Raw genomic sequence first — 14,717 nt, 5'->3', positions numbered from 1 at the left:
CCTGCGGGGGCGAGGGTGCGATTCCCTCCCCGTTCGCCGACAGCCCCGGCGCCAAGTACGCCGGGCTGCTGTCTTTCCTCGGGCCCGTGGGCGGGCTGGCGCGCATTCCTTGGCCGGGCGCACGCCAGCCCCTACGGGCCTGCTCACCTATCAGAGAGGTAGAGACCCGTGAGGTCGATTGTGGCAGGCCAAGTGGCCGCGGACTCGCAGGAGTTCGCGGAGCTGGCGCTGGGTGTGGACGAGGAGCTGTTCGCCGGTGTGCCGGGTGAGTCGGCCGTCGAGCGTGAGGCGCGGTTGGACGTGGCGTCGGCGGTGCTGGCGGAGTTGGAGCGGGAGGAGCCGGAGCTGGCCGCGTACGCGCGGCGGCTGATGGCCTTCGCGCCGGTGCCGCTGCGCGCGTCCCGTCGCCCGGTCGGCGCCCGTGGGATGCGCGGTTCGGCGGTGGCGGCGTGAGCGGCTTCAAGCGGCGTGCTCACCGCCGCTCGCTGGCGCTCACGAAGTACGTGTTCGTGCTCATCGCCCGTTCGTGGGGCGGGAAGCGGGGTGCGCGGTGAGTGCTCTGGTGACGCCGCAGCAGATCCGTTCCGCGGAGCGGGTGCTGAGCTGGGGGACGTGGGCGATCACGTTCGGGGCGGTGCTGTACAGCATGCTCACGGTGACGCCGCTGATGTCCGGTCACACCCCTGCGGGGTGGGAGTGGACGGCGCCGATCCTGCCGCTGGTCGTGGACTGGGCGGTGGTGATCGTGGTGCGGATGGACGGCATCCTGGCCCGTCTCGGTGCGGGTGGTGGCCGGTGGCCGCTGGTGCTGCGCTGGATGACCGGCCTGGCGACACTGCTGCTCAACGTGGGCCAGTCCGCCCTGGACGGCGACAGGGTCGGGGTCGCGGTGCACGCGGTGGCGCCGCTGCTGCTGATCGTCACCGCGGAGACCTCCCTCGCCTACCGGAGCGCCATCGCCCGGGCCGTGGCCGCCCGGGAGGCTGCTGAGCGCGCCGAGCGCGAGGAACGCCAGGCGCGGGCCGAGCAGGAGCGGCAGCGGGCGCGGGCGGAGCGGCTGGAGGAGTTCGAGCAGGCCGAGCGTCGCCGCCGTGAGGAGGCCGAGCGTGAGGAGCGGCGTCTGCGTGAGCAGCGTGAGCACGAGCTGCGGATGGCCCGCGAAGCACGCGAGGCGCAGGAGCGGCGGGAGGCTGCCGAGCGTGCCGAGCAGGCCCGTCGGGAGGCTGCGGAGAAGGCGGAGCGTGAGCGTCGTGAGCGTGAGGTGAGCGAGCGTGAGCGCGTCGAGCGTGAGCGTGAGCAGCAGCGGGCCGCGGCGATCCGGGCGCGGACGGAGGAGCTGTTGTCTGGGCCGCCCGCGACCGAGAAGGTCTCGGAGGAGCTGGCGAAGGAGATCGTCGGGGCCGCGGTGCTGGAGAAGCTGCCGCAGCGGCGCGCGGTCGAGCTGACCGGCTGGTCCACCGGGTGGGTGGCCGCCCGCTACCGCGAGCTGGAGAACCTGCACGCCCTGCTCACCGACGCCCCGTTCAGGCACGCCGCATGAGCCGCCCGCGGTTCTGGGACCCGACGGGGGAGCGGTTCGGCATCCCCACCTACCCCTGGCGCCTGGCCCCGGACGGGCTCAAGACCCGCCGCCAGCTCCGCGCCTGCGGACTGCGACCCGGCGGCCAGCCCGTCGCCGCCCAAGTGCTGTGGCGCTCGCGCCGCTCCACCACCCCGCGCGGCACCTACTCCTCCACCGCCTACGTCGTCACCGTCGCCTCCCACACCCAGGCTGTGGCCGCCGACGACGCCGCCCGCGTCCGCTGGGTGCCCGTCGCCGACCTCATCCGCGACACCAACGGCCTGGCGTTCGACCACGCCCAGATCATCGCCGACGCGCTCCGCGCCACCGGTGACCTGCGCGCCTGACCAGCAGCAACATCCCCGGGGCGGCCGCCCAGCTTGGCGGCACGACGGCTGCCCCGGGGCCCCTTTCCGCACCACGACCGCAGTGAGGAAGGAAGCACCAGTGAACCACCACGAACCCCCCGGCCCGGACGACGAGCTGTTCATGCTGCTGGAAGCGTCCATGGCCGCCGACGCCGAGGCGGTCGCCCGCGGCGAGGTCCTCGACCTGGACAAGGCCCGGGCCGAGCGCCGCCCCGCCGCCCCGACCGCGCTCGCCGACGACGGCAGCGAGGACGGGGACGACCTGCCGTCCGTCTACGTCGACCAGGTGCCCGCTGTCCCGCTCCCGGCCCCGGTCGGTGCGCGCCGGCCGATCCTCCCGGTGTGGGCGCTGTCGACGTCGGAGCTGGCGAAGCAGGCCCGGTGGGCGACCGGGTACGTCGGTCACTCCGTGGCCTACCACGCGGTCCGCACCCCGCTCTACGCGGCGAAGCTGGCCGCCCGCTCGCCGCGCGGTGCGGCCCGGACGCTGAGGTTCCTGGGCCGGTGGACGTCGGATGCGGAGGGGCAGCCTCTGCGCGCGGCCGCCGCGCGCCGCGAGGACGCCGAGCTGTACCTGAAGCTGTCGCGGCAGCGCGACAACCGGGTGCGCCTGCGCGGGGCCGTCATGCTGCTCGGCTCGGTGTTCGGCCTGGCCGCCGCCGTCGTGCTGCTGGTGATGACGTCCACGGCCACGCTGCTGGCGCTGGCCGTGGGTGTGGTGCTGGCCCTGGGTGCGGTGGGTGCTCCGGCGGACGAGCCGCTGATCACCCGCGCGGTGGTCAAGGCCAAGGCGCCCAAGCTCACCTCCGACATGGTCGTCGCCGCCCTGGAGTCCCTGGGCATCGGCGCGATCACCTCGGCGAAGTCGAAGAACTCGGGGATCACCTTCCCCGCGCCGATCACCCGCGACGGCCCCGGCTGGCGCGCGGACGTCGAACTCCCGCCCGGTGTGGAGGTCACCGACGTCATGGAGCGCCGCGGGCGCCTGGCCTCCGGGCTGCGCCGCCCGGTGGGCACGGTGTGGCCGGAGCAGGCCAAGGGCGAGCACCCCGGCCGCATGATCCTGTGGGTGGGCGATCAGGACATGGCCAAGGCCAAGATGCCCGCCTGGCCGCTGGCCAACTCCGGGACCGTGGACCTGTTCGACCCGGTCCCGTTCGCCACCGACCAGCGCGGCAACTGGGTGACGGCCACGCTGATGTTCATCTCCGGGATCATCGGCGCCGTCCCCCGCATGGGCAAGACCTTCCTGCTGCGGCTGCTGCTGCTCATCGCCGCCCTCGACCCGCGTGCCGAGCTGCACACCTACGACCTGAAGGGCACTGGCGACCTGGACCCCGTCGGCAACCAGGTCTCCCACCGGCACCGCGCCGGTGACGACGAAGAGGACATCGAGTACGCGATTGCCGACATGCGCGAGCTACGCGAGGAACTGCGGCGCCGCACGAAAGTGATCCGCTCCCTGCCCCGCGACATCTGCCCCGAGTCGAAGGTGACCAGCGCCCTGGCGGACAACAAGTCGCTGCGGTTGCACCCGATCGTGGTCGGTGTGGACGAGTGCCAGGTGTGGTTCGAACACCCCAAGTACGGGGCCGAGTTCGAGGAGATCTGCACCGACCTGGTCAAGCGCGGCCCCGCGACCGGGATCGTGCTGCTGCTGGCCACCCAGCGCCCCGACGCCAAGTCCCTGCCCACCGGCATCAGCGCGAACGCGATCCTCAGGTTGTGCCTGAAGGTCATGGGCCAGGTCGAGAACGACATGGTCCTCGGCACGTCCAGCTACAAGCGGGGCATCCGGGCCACCACCTTCAGCCGGGAGGACCGCGGCATCGCGTACTTCGTCGGCGGTGAGGGCGCGGACGCGCAGATCGTGCGGGCCGTGTTCGCCGATGCCCCGATGGCCGAGGCGATCGCCGCCCGCGGCCGACGGGCCCGCGAGCAGGCAGGGCTGCTGACCGGCTTCGCCGCCGGACACGCCGACGCGACCCCGGCCGCCGCGGTCTCCTACGACCTGCTCGCCGACGTCCTCGCCGTCATGGGCCCGGACGAGCCGAAGCTGTGGTCCGAGACGGTGGTGTCCCGGCTGGCGGAGCTGCGGCCGGACGTCTACGGGCCGTGGGCCGCGCTGGAGGGCCGGGCGAAGGCCGACCAGCTCGCCTCCGCGCTCAAGCCCTACGGCATCACCACCGGGCAGGTCTGGGGCACCCCGCCGGAGGGCGGTAAGGGCGCCAACCGTCGCGGCATCGAGCGCACCGACATCGCCAAGGCAGTCACAGAGCGCGACAAGAAGCGCGACGCCAGCTAGCCGAAACGGTCGCTAGGTCTAGCAAGCACCCTCGCTAGACCTAGCGACCCCGCTAGCGACCCAAACCGCTTCTGATCAGGAACCTAGCTTCTAGCGAGCGACCTGCGAAAACCCCCGGAAACCGCCCTGGAGGCCCCGTTGACCCCCCTCATACTGCCCGCGATAGCCGCCACCATCCTCGTCACCCTCGGTTACGCGATGGTGTGTGCGGCGAGCCCGTTCGGCGACTGCCGCCGCTGCGGCGGCCTCGGCTTCGCCCTCAGGAACGACCGCCACGGCATCCCGAAGCGCGGCAAGACCTGCCGCCGCTGCAAGGGCGTCGGCAAGCGCATCCGCCTCGGCCGCCACGCCTACAACCTCGCCTACCGCACCTGGCGCTCCGGCACCCGCTGAACCCTCCCCCGCCCGTCCCGCTCCGGCCCCCGGGCCGTCGAACGAAGGACCCTGTCATGCTCCTGACCGTCTCGCTGGTCGTGGTCTTCGGGCTGCTCCTCGGCCTCCTGCTCAAGACCAAGACCATCGGCGTCGGCTCCGCCGCCGTCGCCGTGCTGTTCGGCTTCCTGCTCGCCTCCACCGGCATGGCCGGGCCGATCAACAACCTCCTGCACGCCGTGCTCGACGCGATCGGCAAGGTCCGCGCATGAACACCCCCGGCGCCCCGGCGATCCGGCCGCTGGCCGCCGCCCACCTGCGCGACGCCCTCACCGCCGCCGCCGACCACCAACCCGCCGCCGCCCTCGCCGCCCTGATGAACATCGACCCCGCCTCCTGGACGGCGATCCAGCACCGCACCGCCGAACTTGGCACCACCGTCCTCGACCTGCTCGCCCACTGCGCCCGAAACGGAGCCGCCTCGTGAGCACCACCACCGACCTCATCACCGCCGCCGCCATCCTCGGCCCCACCGCCCTCGCCACCGCGGCCTACGCCCTCAGCATCCGCGGTGCCGCCGCCGAATCCGCCGGCGTCCGCGCCGTCCTCGCCCTCTCCGCCTACGAGCGCGCCCAGGCCGCCGAGCAGGACGACACCGCCACCCCGCCCGACGGCGGCGAGCCCCTGCCCGAACCGGCCCCCGTCGTCCACCTCGCCCCGGTCGTCGACCTCGCCGCCTGGCGCGAGGCCGCCTGACCTTCGGCCTGTGCCCGCCGCCGTTCCGCCCAGCACCCGCCACCGCGGCGGGCTGGTGGGCGGTGCGGGGGCCGGACAGCCCGGCTCTCCCTCGCAAGGAGAAACGCCAAAGCGGCGGCCCCTCTCTGCCAAGAACCGGGGCCGCCGCCAATCCAGAACCGTTCTAGAGAACTGGAGACACCAGCATGACCCAACAGGCCCTGGTCCGGGGAGAGCACCTGGCCGTGGCGCTCTCCCTGGCCGCCGCGGGCGTGCCCGTGCTGCCGCTGCGCGCCGGGAAGGTGCCGTTCGGCAACTGCCTCGACTGCACCGACAACCGGTGCGGGGGGCGGCCGAACATGAAGACCCCCGGCCCCTGCACCTGCCCGGCCCCATGCCACGGCTGGGCCGCCGCCACCACCGACCTGGCCGTGCTCAACTCCCCCGAGTGGACGCGGGCGTGGCAGCAGGCCGCCGTCGTGGCCTACCACCCGGGTGGCGCCGGAATCACGGTTGTAGACCTGGACGACGAAGGCGCCATCGCCTGGGCGCGGGAGCACCTGCCCGCGACCCGGACCGTGCGCACCACCCGCGGGGAGCACTGGCTCTACCGTGGCACCATGCCGTCGGCCAACGCCGTGCGGCCCGGTGTGGACGTCAAGTCGCTGATGTCCTACGCCCGCTGGCTCGGCCCCGGCAACGGCCCCATGCAGCCCCTGCCGGACGCCGTGGGGGCCCTGCTGGTGCGGCAGCCCTCCCCGGGCCGCCAGAGGCCCGCCACGGCGCCCCTGGGGGCCCGGGGCGGGGTGTGCCCGCACCGCAGCCCCAGGTTCCTGGAGCGCGGCATCGCCATGGCGGAGCAGCGCATCGCCGCGGCGACCACCGGGATCCACGCGACCGTGTTCGCGGCGTTCCTCGCGGTGCTGGCTACCCACGGCCGCTGCGGCTGTCTCACCGACGCGCACGTCGCCCGGCTGTTCGCCGCGGCCGGGGCGAAGGGCGAGAGCCCGCGGCATTGCGCCGAGGCGTGGGCGAACGCTGTCCACAGGCTGGGGATGAACTCGTGAGCGACGACGAGAAGACCCCGGCGCGGGAGATCATCGCCGACTACGCCCAAGCGCACTTCAGGTACTTCCGCACCGCCGACGGCACCGTCTACGCGCAGAAGCTCGGGCACCCGGTGGCCCGGCCGATCCGCTCGCAGGGCACCACCGGCAGCCACCGCCAGGAACTCATGGTCGGGCTGTTCCGGGACGGCGTCGGCGTGTTCAACGGCACCGCGTTGAAGGAGGCGCTCGACCTGATCGAGGCCCTCGCGCTGTCCGAGGACGTCCAGGCGGTGCACATCCGGGTGGCGCCCGGGTTCGACGGTGCCACCTGGCTCGACCTAGGGCGGGCGGACGGTCTGTCGGTGCGCATCCACCCGAACGGATGGGACGTCACCACGCCCGACCCGCGGGAGGTGTGCTGGCGGCGCACCCAGCTCACCGGCGAACTGCCCGTCCCGGTCAAGGACACCGACGGCAAGGGCATCGACCTGCTGCTGGGGCTGTGCAACTTCGCCACCGCCGCGACCGAGTGCCTGGCCCTGGCCTGGCTGATCGGGTGCCTCGGCCCGAGCGTGCCCGTCCCAGCGCCGTTTCTCACCGGGCCGCAGGGCGCGGGCAAGTCCACCGGCGGCCGGATGCTGGTGCGGATCATCGAAGGCATGAGCGGAGACCTGCGCCGCGCCCCGAAGGACGAGGAGAACCTGGTGGCCGCGGTCGCAGCCGGGTGGGTCACCGCCCTGGACAACCTGAGCCACATGACCCCGGACCTGTCGGACGCGATGTGCTGCATCGTCACCGGGGCGGAGAGTGTGAAGCGGGCCCTGTTCACCGACGGGGACGTCCACCGATCCAGCTACCGGCGTCCGCTGCTGCTGACCGGCATCGACGTCGGCGTGATCCGCCCCGACCTGGCGGAGCGCCTGCTGCCGCTGCGGTTGGAGCGGCCCGCCGTCCGGCGCACCGAGGCCGAGCTGTGGGCGGAGTACGAGCAGGTGCTCCCTGTCGTCCTCGGCTCCCTGCTCGACCTCACTGTCCAGGTCCGGGCCGCGGAGGCGGAGACGCCGACCGACCTGCGGATGGCCGACTTCGCGCACTTGTGCGCGCAGCTCGACGCCGCCACCGGGTGGGGCGCGCTGCCCGCCTACCGGGCTAGCCTCGACGACCTCAACGACGACGTGATCGAGGGTGACCTGCTGGCGCAGACCGTCCTCAAGCATGCCGACACCATGGCCCCTGGTGAGGCGCAGCGGATGACGTCCACGGAGTGGCTGGCGCACCTGAGCCGCCTCTACGCGGGCGACGAGCTGCGGCCCCTCCCGAAGGGGTGGCCGACGACCGGGAAGGTGCTCTCCGACCGGCTCAAGCGCCTCCAACCCACCCTCGCCGCCCGCGGCGTCCTCATCGACAGCGGCCGGGCCCACGAAGGCCGCTACCTGGAGATGGCCCGCCCCGCACCCCCGGCCACGCCCGAACAGCCCCACCTGCACTGACCGCGCCCCGAACAGCAAGAAGAGCACGGCCACGCTCAGCGACCGGGTGCTCCTCTTGCAGTTGGCGGCGGCGCCGCCCCAGAGCGTGCCGCGCAGCGGCTCCTCCTTCTCGCCCTGAGGCGCACCCAGCCACCAACAGAACCGCCCTCCCTTTTTCCTAAGTAGGGGAACGCTGCGTCACGTGCGTCACGCGGGCCGAAAAACGCCCCTTGACCTGCGACGAAGGCCGTGACGCAGATGACGGACGCTGCGTCACCCTGCGACACGTGCGTCACGCGATGACGCAGCCCGCGACGCACCCGTGACGCAGCCCAACAGCACTGCGTCACGCAAAACACCAGCTCAAAGCACCTGCGTGACGCAGGTGTCGCAGTGACGCAGAAATCCCCACCTCGGACAGCACGCGCATCCCCCAACCCGCACCGGAAGGACTCCGTTGGCCACCGCCCTCCCCGAAGCCCTGACCGTGCCCGAGGTCATGGCCGCGCTCCGGCTCAGCCGCAGCAAGGTCTACGACCTGATCCGCGCCAGGACCCTGAACAGCTTCACCATCGGCCGCTGTCGGCGGGTCTCCGTCGACAGCCTCGCCACCTACATCCGCACCCAGACCGAGGAGAACCGCTGATGGCCAAGCGCCCCAACGGAGAAGGCAGCATCACCCGCCGCAAGGACGGGCTCTACCACGGTCGCGTCTACGTCACCACGACGTCGGGCCTGCCCAAGCGAGTGTCCGTTTACGGCAAGACGCGCGAGGAGGTCTTGGAGAAGATCACGGCTCTCCGGGCACAGGACAACCAGGGCATCCCGACGCCCGACACGAACGTGAAGATGGCCGAGTACCTGACGTACTGGCTGGCCGCCGTGGTGAAGGTGAACCGGCGCCCGAAGACCTACCAGGGGTACGAGAGCGTCGTCCGGGTCCACCTGGTCCCCGGGCTCGGCACCAAGAAGCTCCGGACGCTGCGGGCCGCCGACGTCCGGACGTGGCTCGCTCGGGTCGCCTCCGCATGCCAGTGCTGCAAGAACGGGTGGGACAAGGCCCGGGCCAAGCCGGAGTGCTGTGCGGCGGGGGAGTGCTGCGACAGTCGGCTGTCGCGCCGCATGGTCCAGTCGATCCACGCCGTGCTCCGGAACGCGCTGGAGAACGCGGTCCGCGAGGAGCTGATCCTGCGGAACGTCGCCAAGCTGGTGCAGGTGCCCACCCCGGAGTACGGCACCGGCAAGGGGCTCACGGTGCCGCAGGCCCGGCTGCTCCTGAAGACCGCGGCGTCGGACCGGCTGCACGCGCTGTACGTGCTGGCGCTCGCGATGGGGCTCCGGCGCGGTGAGCTGCTCGGGTTGCACTGGGCCGCGGTCGACCTGGAGCGCGGCACGCTGATCGTGTCCAGCAACCTGCAGCGGGTGGACGGGGTGCTGCAGCTCGGGCCGACCAAGACGGCGTCCTCGCTCCGGACGCTGCCCCTGCCGCCCGTCGTGACGGTCGCGCTCCGGGAGCACCAGGAGCGGCAGGCCCAGGAGCGGGTGGCGGCCGGTGAGCGATGGAAGGACACCGGGTTGGTGTTCACGAGCCGGGTGGGGACCGCGATCGAGCCGGACAACCTCCGGCGGAGCTGGTACCCGCTGCGGGACCGGCTCGGGCTGACGCTCCGGTTCCACGACCTCCGGCACACCTGCGTGACCCTGCTGCTCGACCTCGGGGTGCCGCCGCACATCGTGCGGCAGATCGCCGGGCACAGCGACATCGGGGTGACGATGAAGGTCTACGCCCATGCCTCGCTGGACGAGCAGCGCAAGGCGCTCGGGTCGCTCAGCGACAGCCTCTCCTGAACCGTTGGCGTACGCGTTGGTGTAGCCGACAGCAAAAGACCCCCGGTGAGCGGACTCACCGGGGGTCTTTCTGCATCTCAGCAGCTGTGGCCAGGGCCGGGGTCGAACCGGCGACCTTCCGCTTTTCAGGCGGACGCTCGTACCAACTGAGCTACCTGGCCGTACTGCACCGTCTCTTGCGAGACGAGCGATCCCGACGGGACTTGAACCCGCGACCTCCACCTTGACAGGGTGGCGAGCTAACCAACTGCTCCACGGGACCTCATGCGGATCGCTCCGCACAGGACCTTACTACGGTACTGCGTACCCCCAACGGGATTCGAACCCGTGCTACCGCCTTGAAAGGGCGGCGTCCTGGGCCACTAGACGATGAGGGCTTGCGGCCCTTCCGGCCGGATCATCCGGCGTTCGGGGACGTCGAGAAGCATATGGGATGCCGGGCGGGAACGCCAAAACGGTTTCCGGTGGTCGGCGCGGCGGTGGGGGCGGCCGGGAGCGCGGCGGTGGGGGCGGGGGTCAGGACCAGCCGAGTTCGTGGAGCTCGTCGTCGTCGAAGCCGAAGTGGTGGGCGACCTCGTGGATGACGGTGGTGCGGACCTCGTCGACGGCCTCCTCGCGGGTCTCGCAGAGGCGGAGGGTCGGGCCCATGTAGACCATGATCCGGTCGGGGAGGACGCCGGCGTACCACTCGCCGCGCTCGGTGAGCGGGATGCCCTCGTAGAGGCCGAGCAGGTCGGGGGTGCCGGGGGCGGGCTCGTCCTCGACGAAGACGGCGACGTTGTCCATCATCGCGGCCAGCTGCGGCGGAATCTGGTCCAGTGCGTCGGACACCAGCGCCTCGAACTCGTCCCGGGTCATCTCCACGGGGCCCATTGTCGGAGTTCCGCTGACGGGACGCCAGGCCACCGGCGGGGTGTCGGGGGCCGGGTCGGCGGGGTCGCGGCGGGTGCTTGACTGGCGGCATGACGACGAGGGAACCGGTGCTGCGCGGGCAGGGGCGGGTGGTGGCGGCGGTCTCCGCGGGCGGGGTGCTCGGGGCGGTCGCCCGGTACGGGGCGGGGCTGCTGTGGCCGACCGCGAGGGACGCCTTCCCGTGGACCACGCTGGGGGTCAACGTCCTCGGCTGCGCGGTGATCGGGGTGGTGCTGGTGCTGCTCACCGAGGGGCCGCGCACGCCGCACCCGCTGCTGCGGCCGTTCCTGGCGACCGGGATCCTCGGCGGGTTCACCACCTTCTCGACGTACGCGGTGGACGCGCAGCAGCTGTTCGACCACGGGCTGCCCGGCGAGGCGCTGCTCTACCTGGGCGGGACGCTGCTGGCCGCCATGGCGGCCGTCTGGGCGGCGGCGGGCGCGACCCGGGCGGTGCTGATGGCGCGCAGCGAGCGGGCGGCGGGGACGGGCGGGCGGGGGGCGGCGGGGTGAACTGGCTGCTGGTGGTGGCGGGGGCCGCGGTCGGCGCCCCGCTGCGGTACCTGACGGACCGTGCGGTGCACGCCCGGGTCGGCTTCGGCTTCCCGTGGGGCACGCTGACCGTCAACGTCGGGGGCTGCGCGCTGCTCGGCCTGCTCACCGCGGTCGCCCCGCCGGACGTCCGGCTGCTGCTGGGCACCGGCCTGTGCGGGGCGCTCAGCACGTACTCGACCTTCTCGTTCGAGACCCTGAGGCTGGCCCAGAACGGTGCCCGCGGCGCGGCGCTGGGCAACGTGGCGCTGTCGCTGGGCGCGGGCCTGGCGGCGGTGTACGCGGGGGCGGCCGTCGGACGTGCGCTCTGGGGGTGAGTGGGGCGCCACCCGTGTCCCGGTGGGCGGCCGCGCGTTGGGCACCGGAAAAGGCGGCGGCCCCGGCGGGCCGTGCGGGAGGTGGCTCGATGGTGGCGGGTTGGTCGGCGCGTCGGCGGCGTGCGGCGGCGGGTTCGGTGGCGGCGGCGCTGGCCGTGCTGGGGCTGGGCGGGTGCATGTCGGTGGGCGCGGACGCCCCCGGCGGGACGGTCGAGGTGAAGCCGTCCGGGACGGGCGGCACGGCGGCGGCGAGCACCAGGCCGGGCGGCGGCCAGGGCGGGCGGCAGGGCGGCCAGCACGGGGAGCACGGCGGCTCGTTGAGCCTTGACGGCGCGTCACCGGCCGCGTCGCCCCCGGCCGGCGCCCCGGCGCCCGGGTCCACGCCGCCGCCCGGGTCGACGGGGGTGCCCGGCGCGCCGGTGCAGGTGCCCGCCCCCGCGGAGAGCAGCACGCCCCCGTCCGGGGCGACCAGCGGGCCGGCCGCGCCGCCGACCGGCCGGCCCACCGGCGGGAGCGGCACGACCGCCTCGCCGACCCCGCAGGGCAGCCCGTCGGCGCCCGCGCACTCGGCCTCGCCGTCGGCGACGCCCAGCGGTTCGGGGTCGGAGGGGCCGAGCGACCCGTCTTCGGTACACTGAGGGAGCGGTCCACACCTTCGTTCGAAGGCGATGACCAGGGGATTTGCCTCTGATCCCGAGGTTCCCCTATGGTGGTAGATCGTTCGTTTGATCCTATTTGGCTGGCGCTCCTCATACACCTTTGAGCGCCCTTGGCGCGTTCCGGCGATCCGTGGCTGACCGCATAGAGGCGGTTTTTCAACAGACCCACCGGACTTTGGCGCGTGCCACTTCCGGAAGGTTTTGCATGTCTCTCGTTGACGACGCCCGCTTCGCCATGCCCGCGAACGGGTCCGACGCCGACTCCCTCGACACCGACACGCTGGACGCGGAGCTCGCCGAGCTCACCGACGCCGACGTGGACACCGACTTCGACGCGGACGCCGACACCGACGCCGCGGACGACACCGACACCGACGCCGAGCCCACCGTCACCTTCGGCGACCTCGGCCTGCACGAGGACGTGGTCCGGGCGCTCGCCAAGCGCGGCGTCACCACCCCGTTCCCGATCCAGGCCGCGACCATCCCGGACGCGCTGTCCGGCAAGGACGTGCTCGGCCGCGGCCGCACCGGCTCCGGCAAGACCCTGAGCTTCGGCCTCCCGCTGCTGACCCGCCTGGCCGGCGGCGAGCGCACCAAGGCCAAGCACCCGCGCGGCCTGATCCTCGTTCCCACCCGCGAGCTGGCCATGCAGGTCGCCGACGCGCTGGAGCCCTTCGGCTCGGTGCTCGGCCTGCGCCTGAAGGTGGTCTGCGGCGGCACCTCGATGTCGAACCAGATCTACGCCCTGGAGCGCGGCGTCGACGTCCTGGTGGCCACCCCCGGCCGCCTGCGCGACCTGATCAACCGCGGCTCCGCCAAGATGGACGAGGTCGAGATCGCCGTCCTGGACGAGGCCGACCAGATGGCCGACATGGGCTTCCTGCCCGAGGTCACCGAGATCCTCGACCTGGTGCCGGCCGGCGGCCAGCGCCTGCTGTTCTCCGCCACCCTGGAGAACGAGATCGACACCCTGGTCAAGCGCTACCTGAAGAACCCGGTCACCCACGAGGTCGACCCGTCGGCCGGTGCGGTCACCACCATGACCCACCACATCCTGGTCGTGAAGCCCAAGGACAAGGCGCCGATCACCAACGCGATCGCCGCCCGCAAGGGCCGCACCATCATCTTCGTCCGCACCCAGATGGGCGCGGACCGGGTCGCCCAGCAGCTGCTGGAGGCCGGGGTGAAGGCCGACGCGCTGCACGGCGGCATGACCCAGGGCGCCCGCACCCGCGTCCTCGGCGACTTCAAGGACGGCTACCTGAACGTGGTCGTCGCCACCGACGTCGCCGCCCGCGGCATCCACGTCGACGGCATCGACCTGGTGCTGAACGTCGACCCGGCGGGCGACCACAAGGACTACCTGCACCGCTCCGGCCGCACCGCCCGGGCCGGCCGCTCCGGCACCGTCGTCACCCTGGTGCTGCCGCACCAGCGCCGCGGCGTGTTCCGCCTGATGGAGGACGCGGGCGTGGACGCCTCGCGCCACATCCTCGACCACGCCTTCGACGCCGAGGTGGCCCGGATCACCGGTGCCCGCTCGCTGGTCGAGGTCCAGGCCGAGAGCGCCTCCGGCATCGCCGGTGCCGCCGAGCGCGAGGTCGCCGAGCTGACCCGCGAGCTGGAGCGCGCCCAGCGCCGCGCCACCGAGCTGCGCGAGGAGGCCGACCGCCTGGCCGCCCGCGCCGCCCGCGAGCGCGCCGAGCTGGGCATCGAGGACGAGGAGCCGGCCGCCGAGGCCGAGACCGAGGCCCCCGTCGCCGCGGCGGTCGCCGCCGAGGCCGAGCCGGTCGCGGTGGCCGAGGAGCGCGCCCCGTCCTACCGCGAGGCCCGCAACGAGCGTCCGGCGTACAACAACCGGGACCGCGGTGACCGTGAGCGCGGCGGCTTCAACCGTGACGACCGCGGCAGCCGCCCGTACGGCGACCGGGACCGCGGCGAGCGCGGCGGTTTCAACCGTGACGACCGCGGCGACCGCGGTGGCCGTTCGTTCGGTGACCGTGAGCGCGGTGGCTTCAACCGTGACGACCGCGGCGACCGTGGTGGCCGCTCGTTCGGTGACCGTGAGCGTGGCGGCTTCAACCGCGATGACCGTGGTGGTCGTTCGTTCGGTGACCGTGAGCGCGGTGGCTTCAACCGTGACGACCGTGGTGGCCGTTCGTTCGGTGACCGTGAGCGTGGCGGCTTCAACCGCGACGACCGCGGCGGCCGCTCGTACGGTGACCGTCCGGCCCGTTCCTTCGGCGGTGACCGCGACCGCGGCCAGGCCGGTGGCGGCAGCCGTCCGTTCGCGCGGCGTGACGACCACCGCACCGGTGGGCGCCCGCAGGGCGGTTTCAACCGTGACGACCGCGGCGACCGCGGTGGCCGTTCGTTCGGTGACCGTGAGCGCGGTGGCTTCAACCGCGACGACCGCGGCGGCCGTTCCTTCGGTGGCGACCGCGACCGTGGTGGCTTCAACCGCGACGACCGCGGCGGCTACAACGGCGGCGACCGCAAGCCGCGCTGGAAGAACTGACGCGCAGACCGGCCGTCGGGCCCGCTCCACTTCGGTGGGGCGGGCCCGTCCGC

The 14,717-nt window shown here is 73.1% G+C and carries 17 protein-coding genes and 3 tRNA genes; 16 read left to right on the top strand and 4 right to left on the bottom strand.

From position 1 onward, the window contains the following. Positions 1–180 precede the first annotated feature (180 nt). The 12 genes from QSK52_RS03710 (at position 181) to QSK52_RS03655 (ending at position 9,707) form a co-directional block, all read left to right on the top strand. Positions 181–453, top strand: coding sequence for a hypothetical protein (locus tag QSK52_RS03710; protein ID WP_285733530.1), 273 nt, complete (start codon positions 181–183; stop codon positions 451–453). A gap of 109 nt (positions 454–562) precedes the next feature. Beyond that, complete coding sequence (locus tag QSK52_RS03705) at positions 563–1,540, top strand: DUF2637 domain-containing protein (protein WP_285734400.1); 978 nt, start codon at positions 563–565, stop codon at positions 1,538–1,540. Then, the gene (locus QSK52_RS03700) at positions 1,537–1,908 is read left to right on the top strand and encodes a hypothetical protein (RefSeq protein ID WP_285733528.1); all 372 of its coding nucleotides are present in this window, start codon (positions 1,537–1,539) and stop codon (positions 1,906–1,908) included. The genes QSK52_RS03705 and QSK52_RS03700 overlap by 4 nt, the downstream gene beginning before the upstream one ends. 100 nt (positions 1,909–2,008) lie before the next feature. Continuing rightward, on the top strand, positions 2,009–4,234 hold the full coding sequence (locus QSK52_RS03695) for a cell division protein FtsK (protein WP_435053151.1): 2,226 nt from the start codon (positions 2,009–2,011) through the stop codon (positions 4,232–4,234). Between the two features lie 138 nt (positions 4,235–4,372). Further along, positions 4,373–4,627, top strand: coding sequence for a hypothetical protein (locus QSK52_RS03690; protein ID WP_285733527.1), 255 nt, complete (start codon positions 4,373–4,375; stop codon positions 4,625–4,627). A 56-nt stretch (positions 4,628–4,683) separates the two neighbouring features. Next, positions 4,684–4,878 carry a hypothetical protein gene (locus QSK52_RS03685; protein ID WP_285733526.1) on the top strand — a complete coding sequence of 65 codons (195 nt, stop codon included), beginning with the start codon at positions 4,684–4,686 and terminating at the stop codon, positions 4,876–4,878. After that, complete coding sequence (locus QSK52_RS03680) at positions 4,875–5,093, top strand: hypothetical protein (protein WP_285733524.1); 219 nt, start codon at positions 4,875–4,877, stop codon at positions 5,091–5,093. Before QSK52_RS03685 ends, QSK52_RS03680 begins: the two co-directional genes overlap by 4 nt. Next, entirely contained in the window at positions 5,090–5,362 is a 273-nt protein-coding gene (locus QSK52_RS03675) for a hypothetical protein (RefSeq protein ID WP_285733522.1), read from the top strand. The genes QSK52_RS03680 and QSK52_RS03675 overlap by 4 nt, the downstream gene beginning before the upstream one ends. A 185-nt stretch (positions 5,363–5,547) precedes the next feature. Beyond that, a complete protein-coding gene (locus QSK52_RS03670; protein ID WP_285733520.1) occupies positions 5,548–6,408 on the top strand; it encodes a bifunctional DNA primase/polymerase in 861 nt (286 codons plus the stop codon). Beyond that, entirely contained in the window at positions 6,405–7,880 is a 1,476-nt protein-coding gene (locus QSK52_RS03665; RefSeq protein WP_285733518.1) for an ATP-binding protein, read from the top strand. The genes QSK52_RS03670 and QSK52_RS03665 overlap by 4 nt, the downstream gene beginning before the upstream one ends. Before the next feature lie 436 nt (positions 7,881–8,316). Then, positions 8,317–8,505, top strand: a complete 189-nt coding sequence (locus tag QSK52_RS03660) for a helix-turn-helix domain-containing protein (RefSeq protein ID WP_285733515.1) — start codon at positions 8,317–8,319, stop codon at positions 8,503–8,505. Further along, the gene (locus tag QSK52_RS03655; RefSeq protein ID WP_285733513.1) at positions 8,505–9,707 is read left to right on the top strand and encodes a site-specific integrase; all 1,203 of its coding nucleotides are present in this window, start codon (positions 8,505–8,507) and stop codon (positions 9,705–9,707) included. The genes QSK52_RS03660 and QSK52_RS03655 overlap by 1 nt, the downstream gene beginning before the upstream one ends. An 87-nt stretch (positions 9,708–9,794) precedes the next feature. Here QSK52_RS03655 and QSK52_RS03650 read toward each other — a convergent pair. The 4 genes from QSK52_RS03650 to QSK52_RS03635 form a co-directional block, all read right to left on the bottom strand. Then, a tRNA-Phe gene (locus tag QSK52_RS03650) sits at positions 9,795–9,868 on the bottom strand. Between the two features lie 27 nt (positions 9,869–9,895). Beyond that, positions 9,896–9,969: transfer RNA gene (locus tag QSK52_RS03645), tRNA-Asp, on the bottom strand. 42 nt (positions 9,970–10,011) lie between these two features. Further along, positions 10,012–10,084: transfer RNA gene (locus tag QSK52_RS03640), tRNA-Glu, on the bottom strand. A gap of 139 nt (positions 10,085–10,223) precedes the next feature. Next, positions 10,224–10,565 carry a metallopeptidase family protein gene (locus QSK52_RS03635; RefSeq protein WP_285734396.1) on the bottom strand — a complete coding sequence of 114 codons (342 nt, stop codon included), beginning with the start codon at positions 10,563–10,565 and terminating at the stop codon, positions 10,224–10,226. A gap of 104 nt (positions 10,566–10,669) precedes the next feature. Here QSK52_RS03635 and crcB (QSK52_RS03630) point away from each other — a divergent pair, with 104 nt between their 5' ends. The 4 genes from crcB (QSK52_RS03630) (at position 10,670) to QSK52_RS03615 (ending at position 14,664) form a co-directional block, all read left to right on the top strand. Beyond that, positions 10,670–11,131, top strand: a complete 462-nt coding sequence (gene crcB / locus QSK52_RS03630) for a fluoride efflux transporter CrcB (protein ID WP_285733511.1) — start codon at positions 10,670–10,672, stop codon at positions 11,129–11,131. Then, positions 11,128–11,487 (top strand): fluoride efflux transporter CrcB, encoded by a 360-nt coding sequence (crcB, locus tag QSK52_RS03625; RefSeq protein ID WP_285733509.1) that lies wholly within the window; start codon positions 11,128–11,130, stop codon positions 11,485–11,487. Before crcB (QSK52_RS03630) ends, crcB (QSK52_RS03625) begins: the two co-directional genes overlap by 4 nt. An 89-nt stretch (positions 11,488–11,576) precedes the next feature. Beyond that, entirely contained in the window at positions 11,577–12,125 is a 549-nt protein-coding gene (locus QSK52_RS03620) for a hypothetical protein (protein ID WP_285733508.1), read from the top strand. 226 nt (positions 12,126–12,351) lie between these two features. Continuing rightward, positions 12,352–14,664: a DEAD/DEAH box helicase gene (locus QSK52_RS03615; protein WP_285733506.1), complete on the top strand. Its 2,313-nt coding sequence runs from the start codon at positions 12,352–12,354 to the stop codon at positions 14,662–14,664. The last annotated feature ends 53 nt before the right edge of the window (positions 14,665–14,717 follow it).

Origin of the sequence: Kitasatospora phosalacinea, assembly GCF_030268885.1 — a bacterium.
Taxonomy (GTDB): Bacteria; Actinomycetota; Actinomycetes; order Streptomycetales; family Streptomycetaceae; genus Kitasatospora; species Kitasatospora phosalacinea_C.
This window is presented reverse-complemented; position numbering and strand designations above follow the sequence as displayed.

What these genes read in the sequence shown, in the direction of transcription:
- QSK52_RS03700 (WP_285733528.1), top strand. Translation starts at nt 1,537, where the DNA reads ATGAGCCGCCCGCGGTTCTGGGACCCGACGGGGGAGCGGTTCGGCATC.
- QSK52_RS03685 (WP_285733526.1), top strand. Translation starts at nt 4,684, where the DNA reads ATGCTCCTGACCGTCTCGCTGGTCGTGGTCTTCGGGCTGCTCCTCGGC.
- QSK52_RS03680 (WP_285733524.1), top strand. Translation starts at nt 4,875, where the DNA reads ATGAACACCCCCGGCGCCCCGGCGATCCGGCCGCTGGCCGCCGCCCAC.
- QSK52_RS03670 (WP_285733520.1), top strand. Translation starts at nt 5,548, where the DNA reads ATGACCCAACAGGCCCTGGTCCGGGGAGAGCACCTGGCCGTGGCGCTC.
- QSK52_RS03655 (WP_285733513.1), top strand. Translation starts at nt 8,505, where the DNA reads ATGGCCAAGCGCCCCAACGGAGAAGGCAGCATCACCCGCCGCAAGGAC.
- QSK52_RS03635 (WP_285734396.1), bottom strand. Translation starts at nt 10,565, where the DNA reads ATGACCCGGGACGAGTTCGAGGCGCTGGTGTCCGACGCACTGGACCAG.
- crcB (WP_285733511.1), top strand. Translation starts at nt 10,670, where the DNA reads ATGACGACGAGGGAACCGGTGCTGCGCGGGCAGGGGCGGGTGGTGGCG.
- QSK52_RS03620 (WP_285733508.1), top strand. Translation starts at nt 11,577, where the DNA reads ATGGTGGCGGGTTGGTCGGCGCGTCGGCGGCGTGCGGCGGCGGGTTCG.
- QSK52_RS03615 (WP_285733506.1), top strand. Translation starts at nt 12,352, where the DNA reads ATGTCTCTCGTTGACGACGCCCGCTTCGCCATGCCCGCGAACGGGTCC.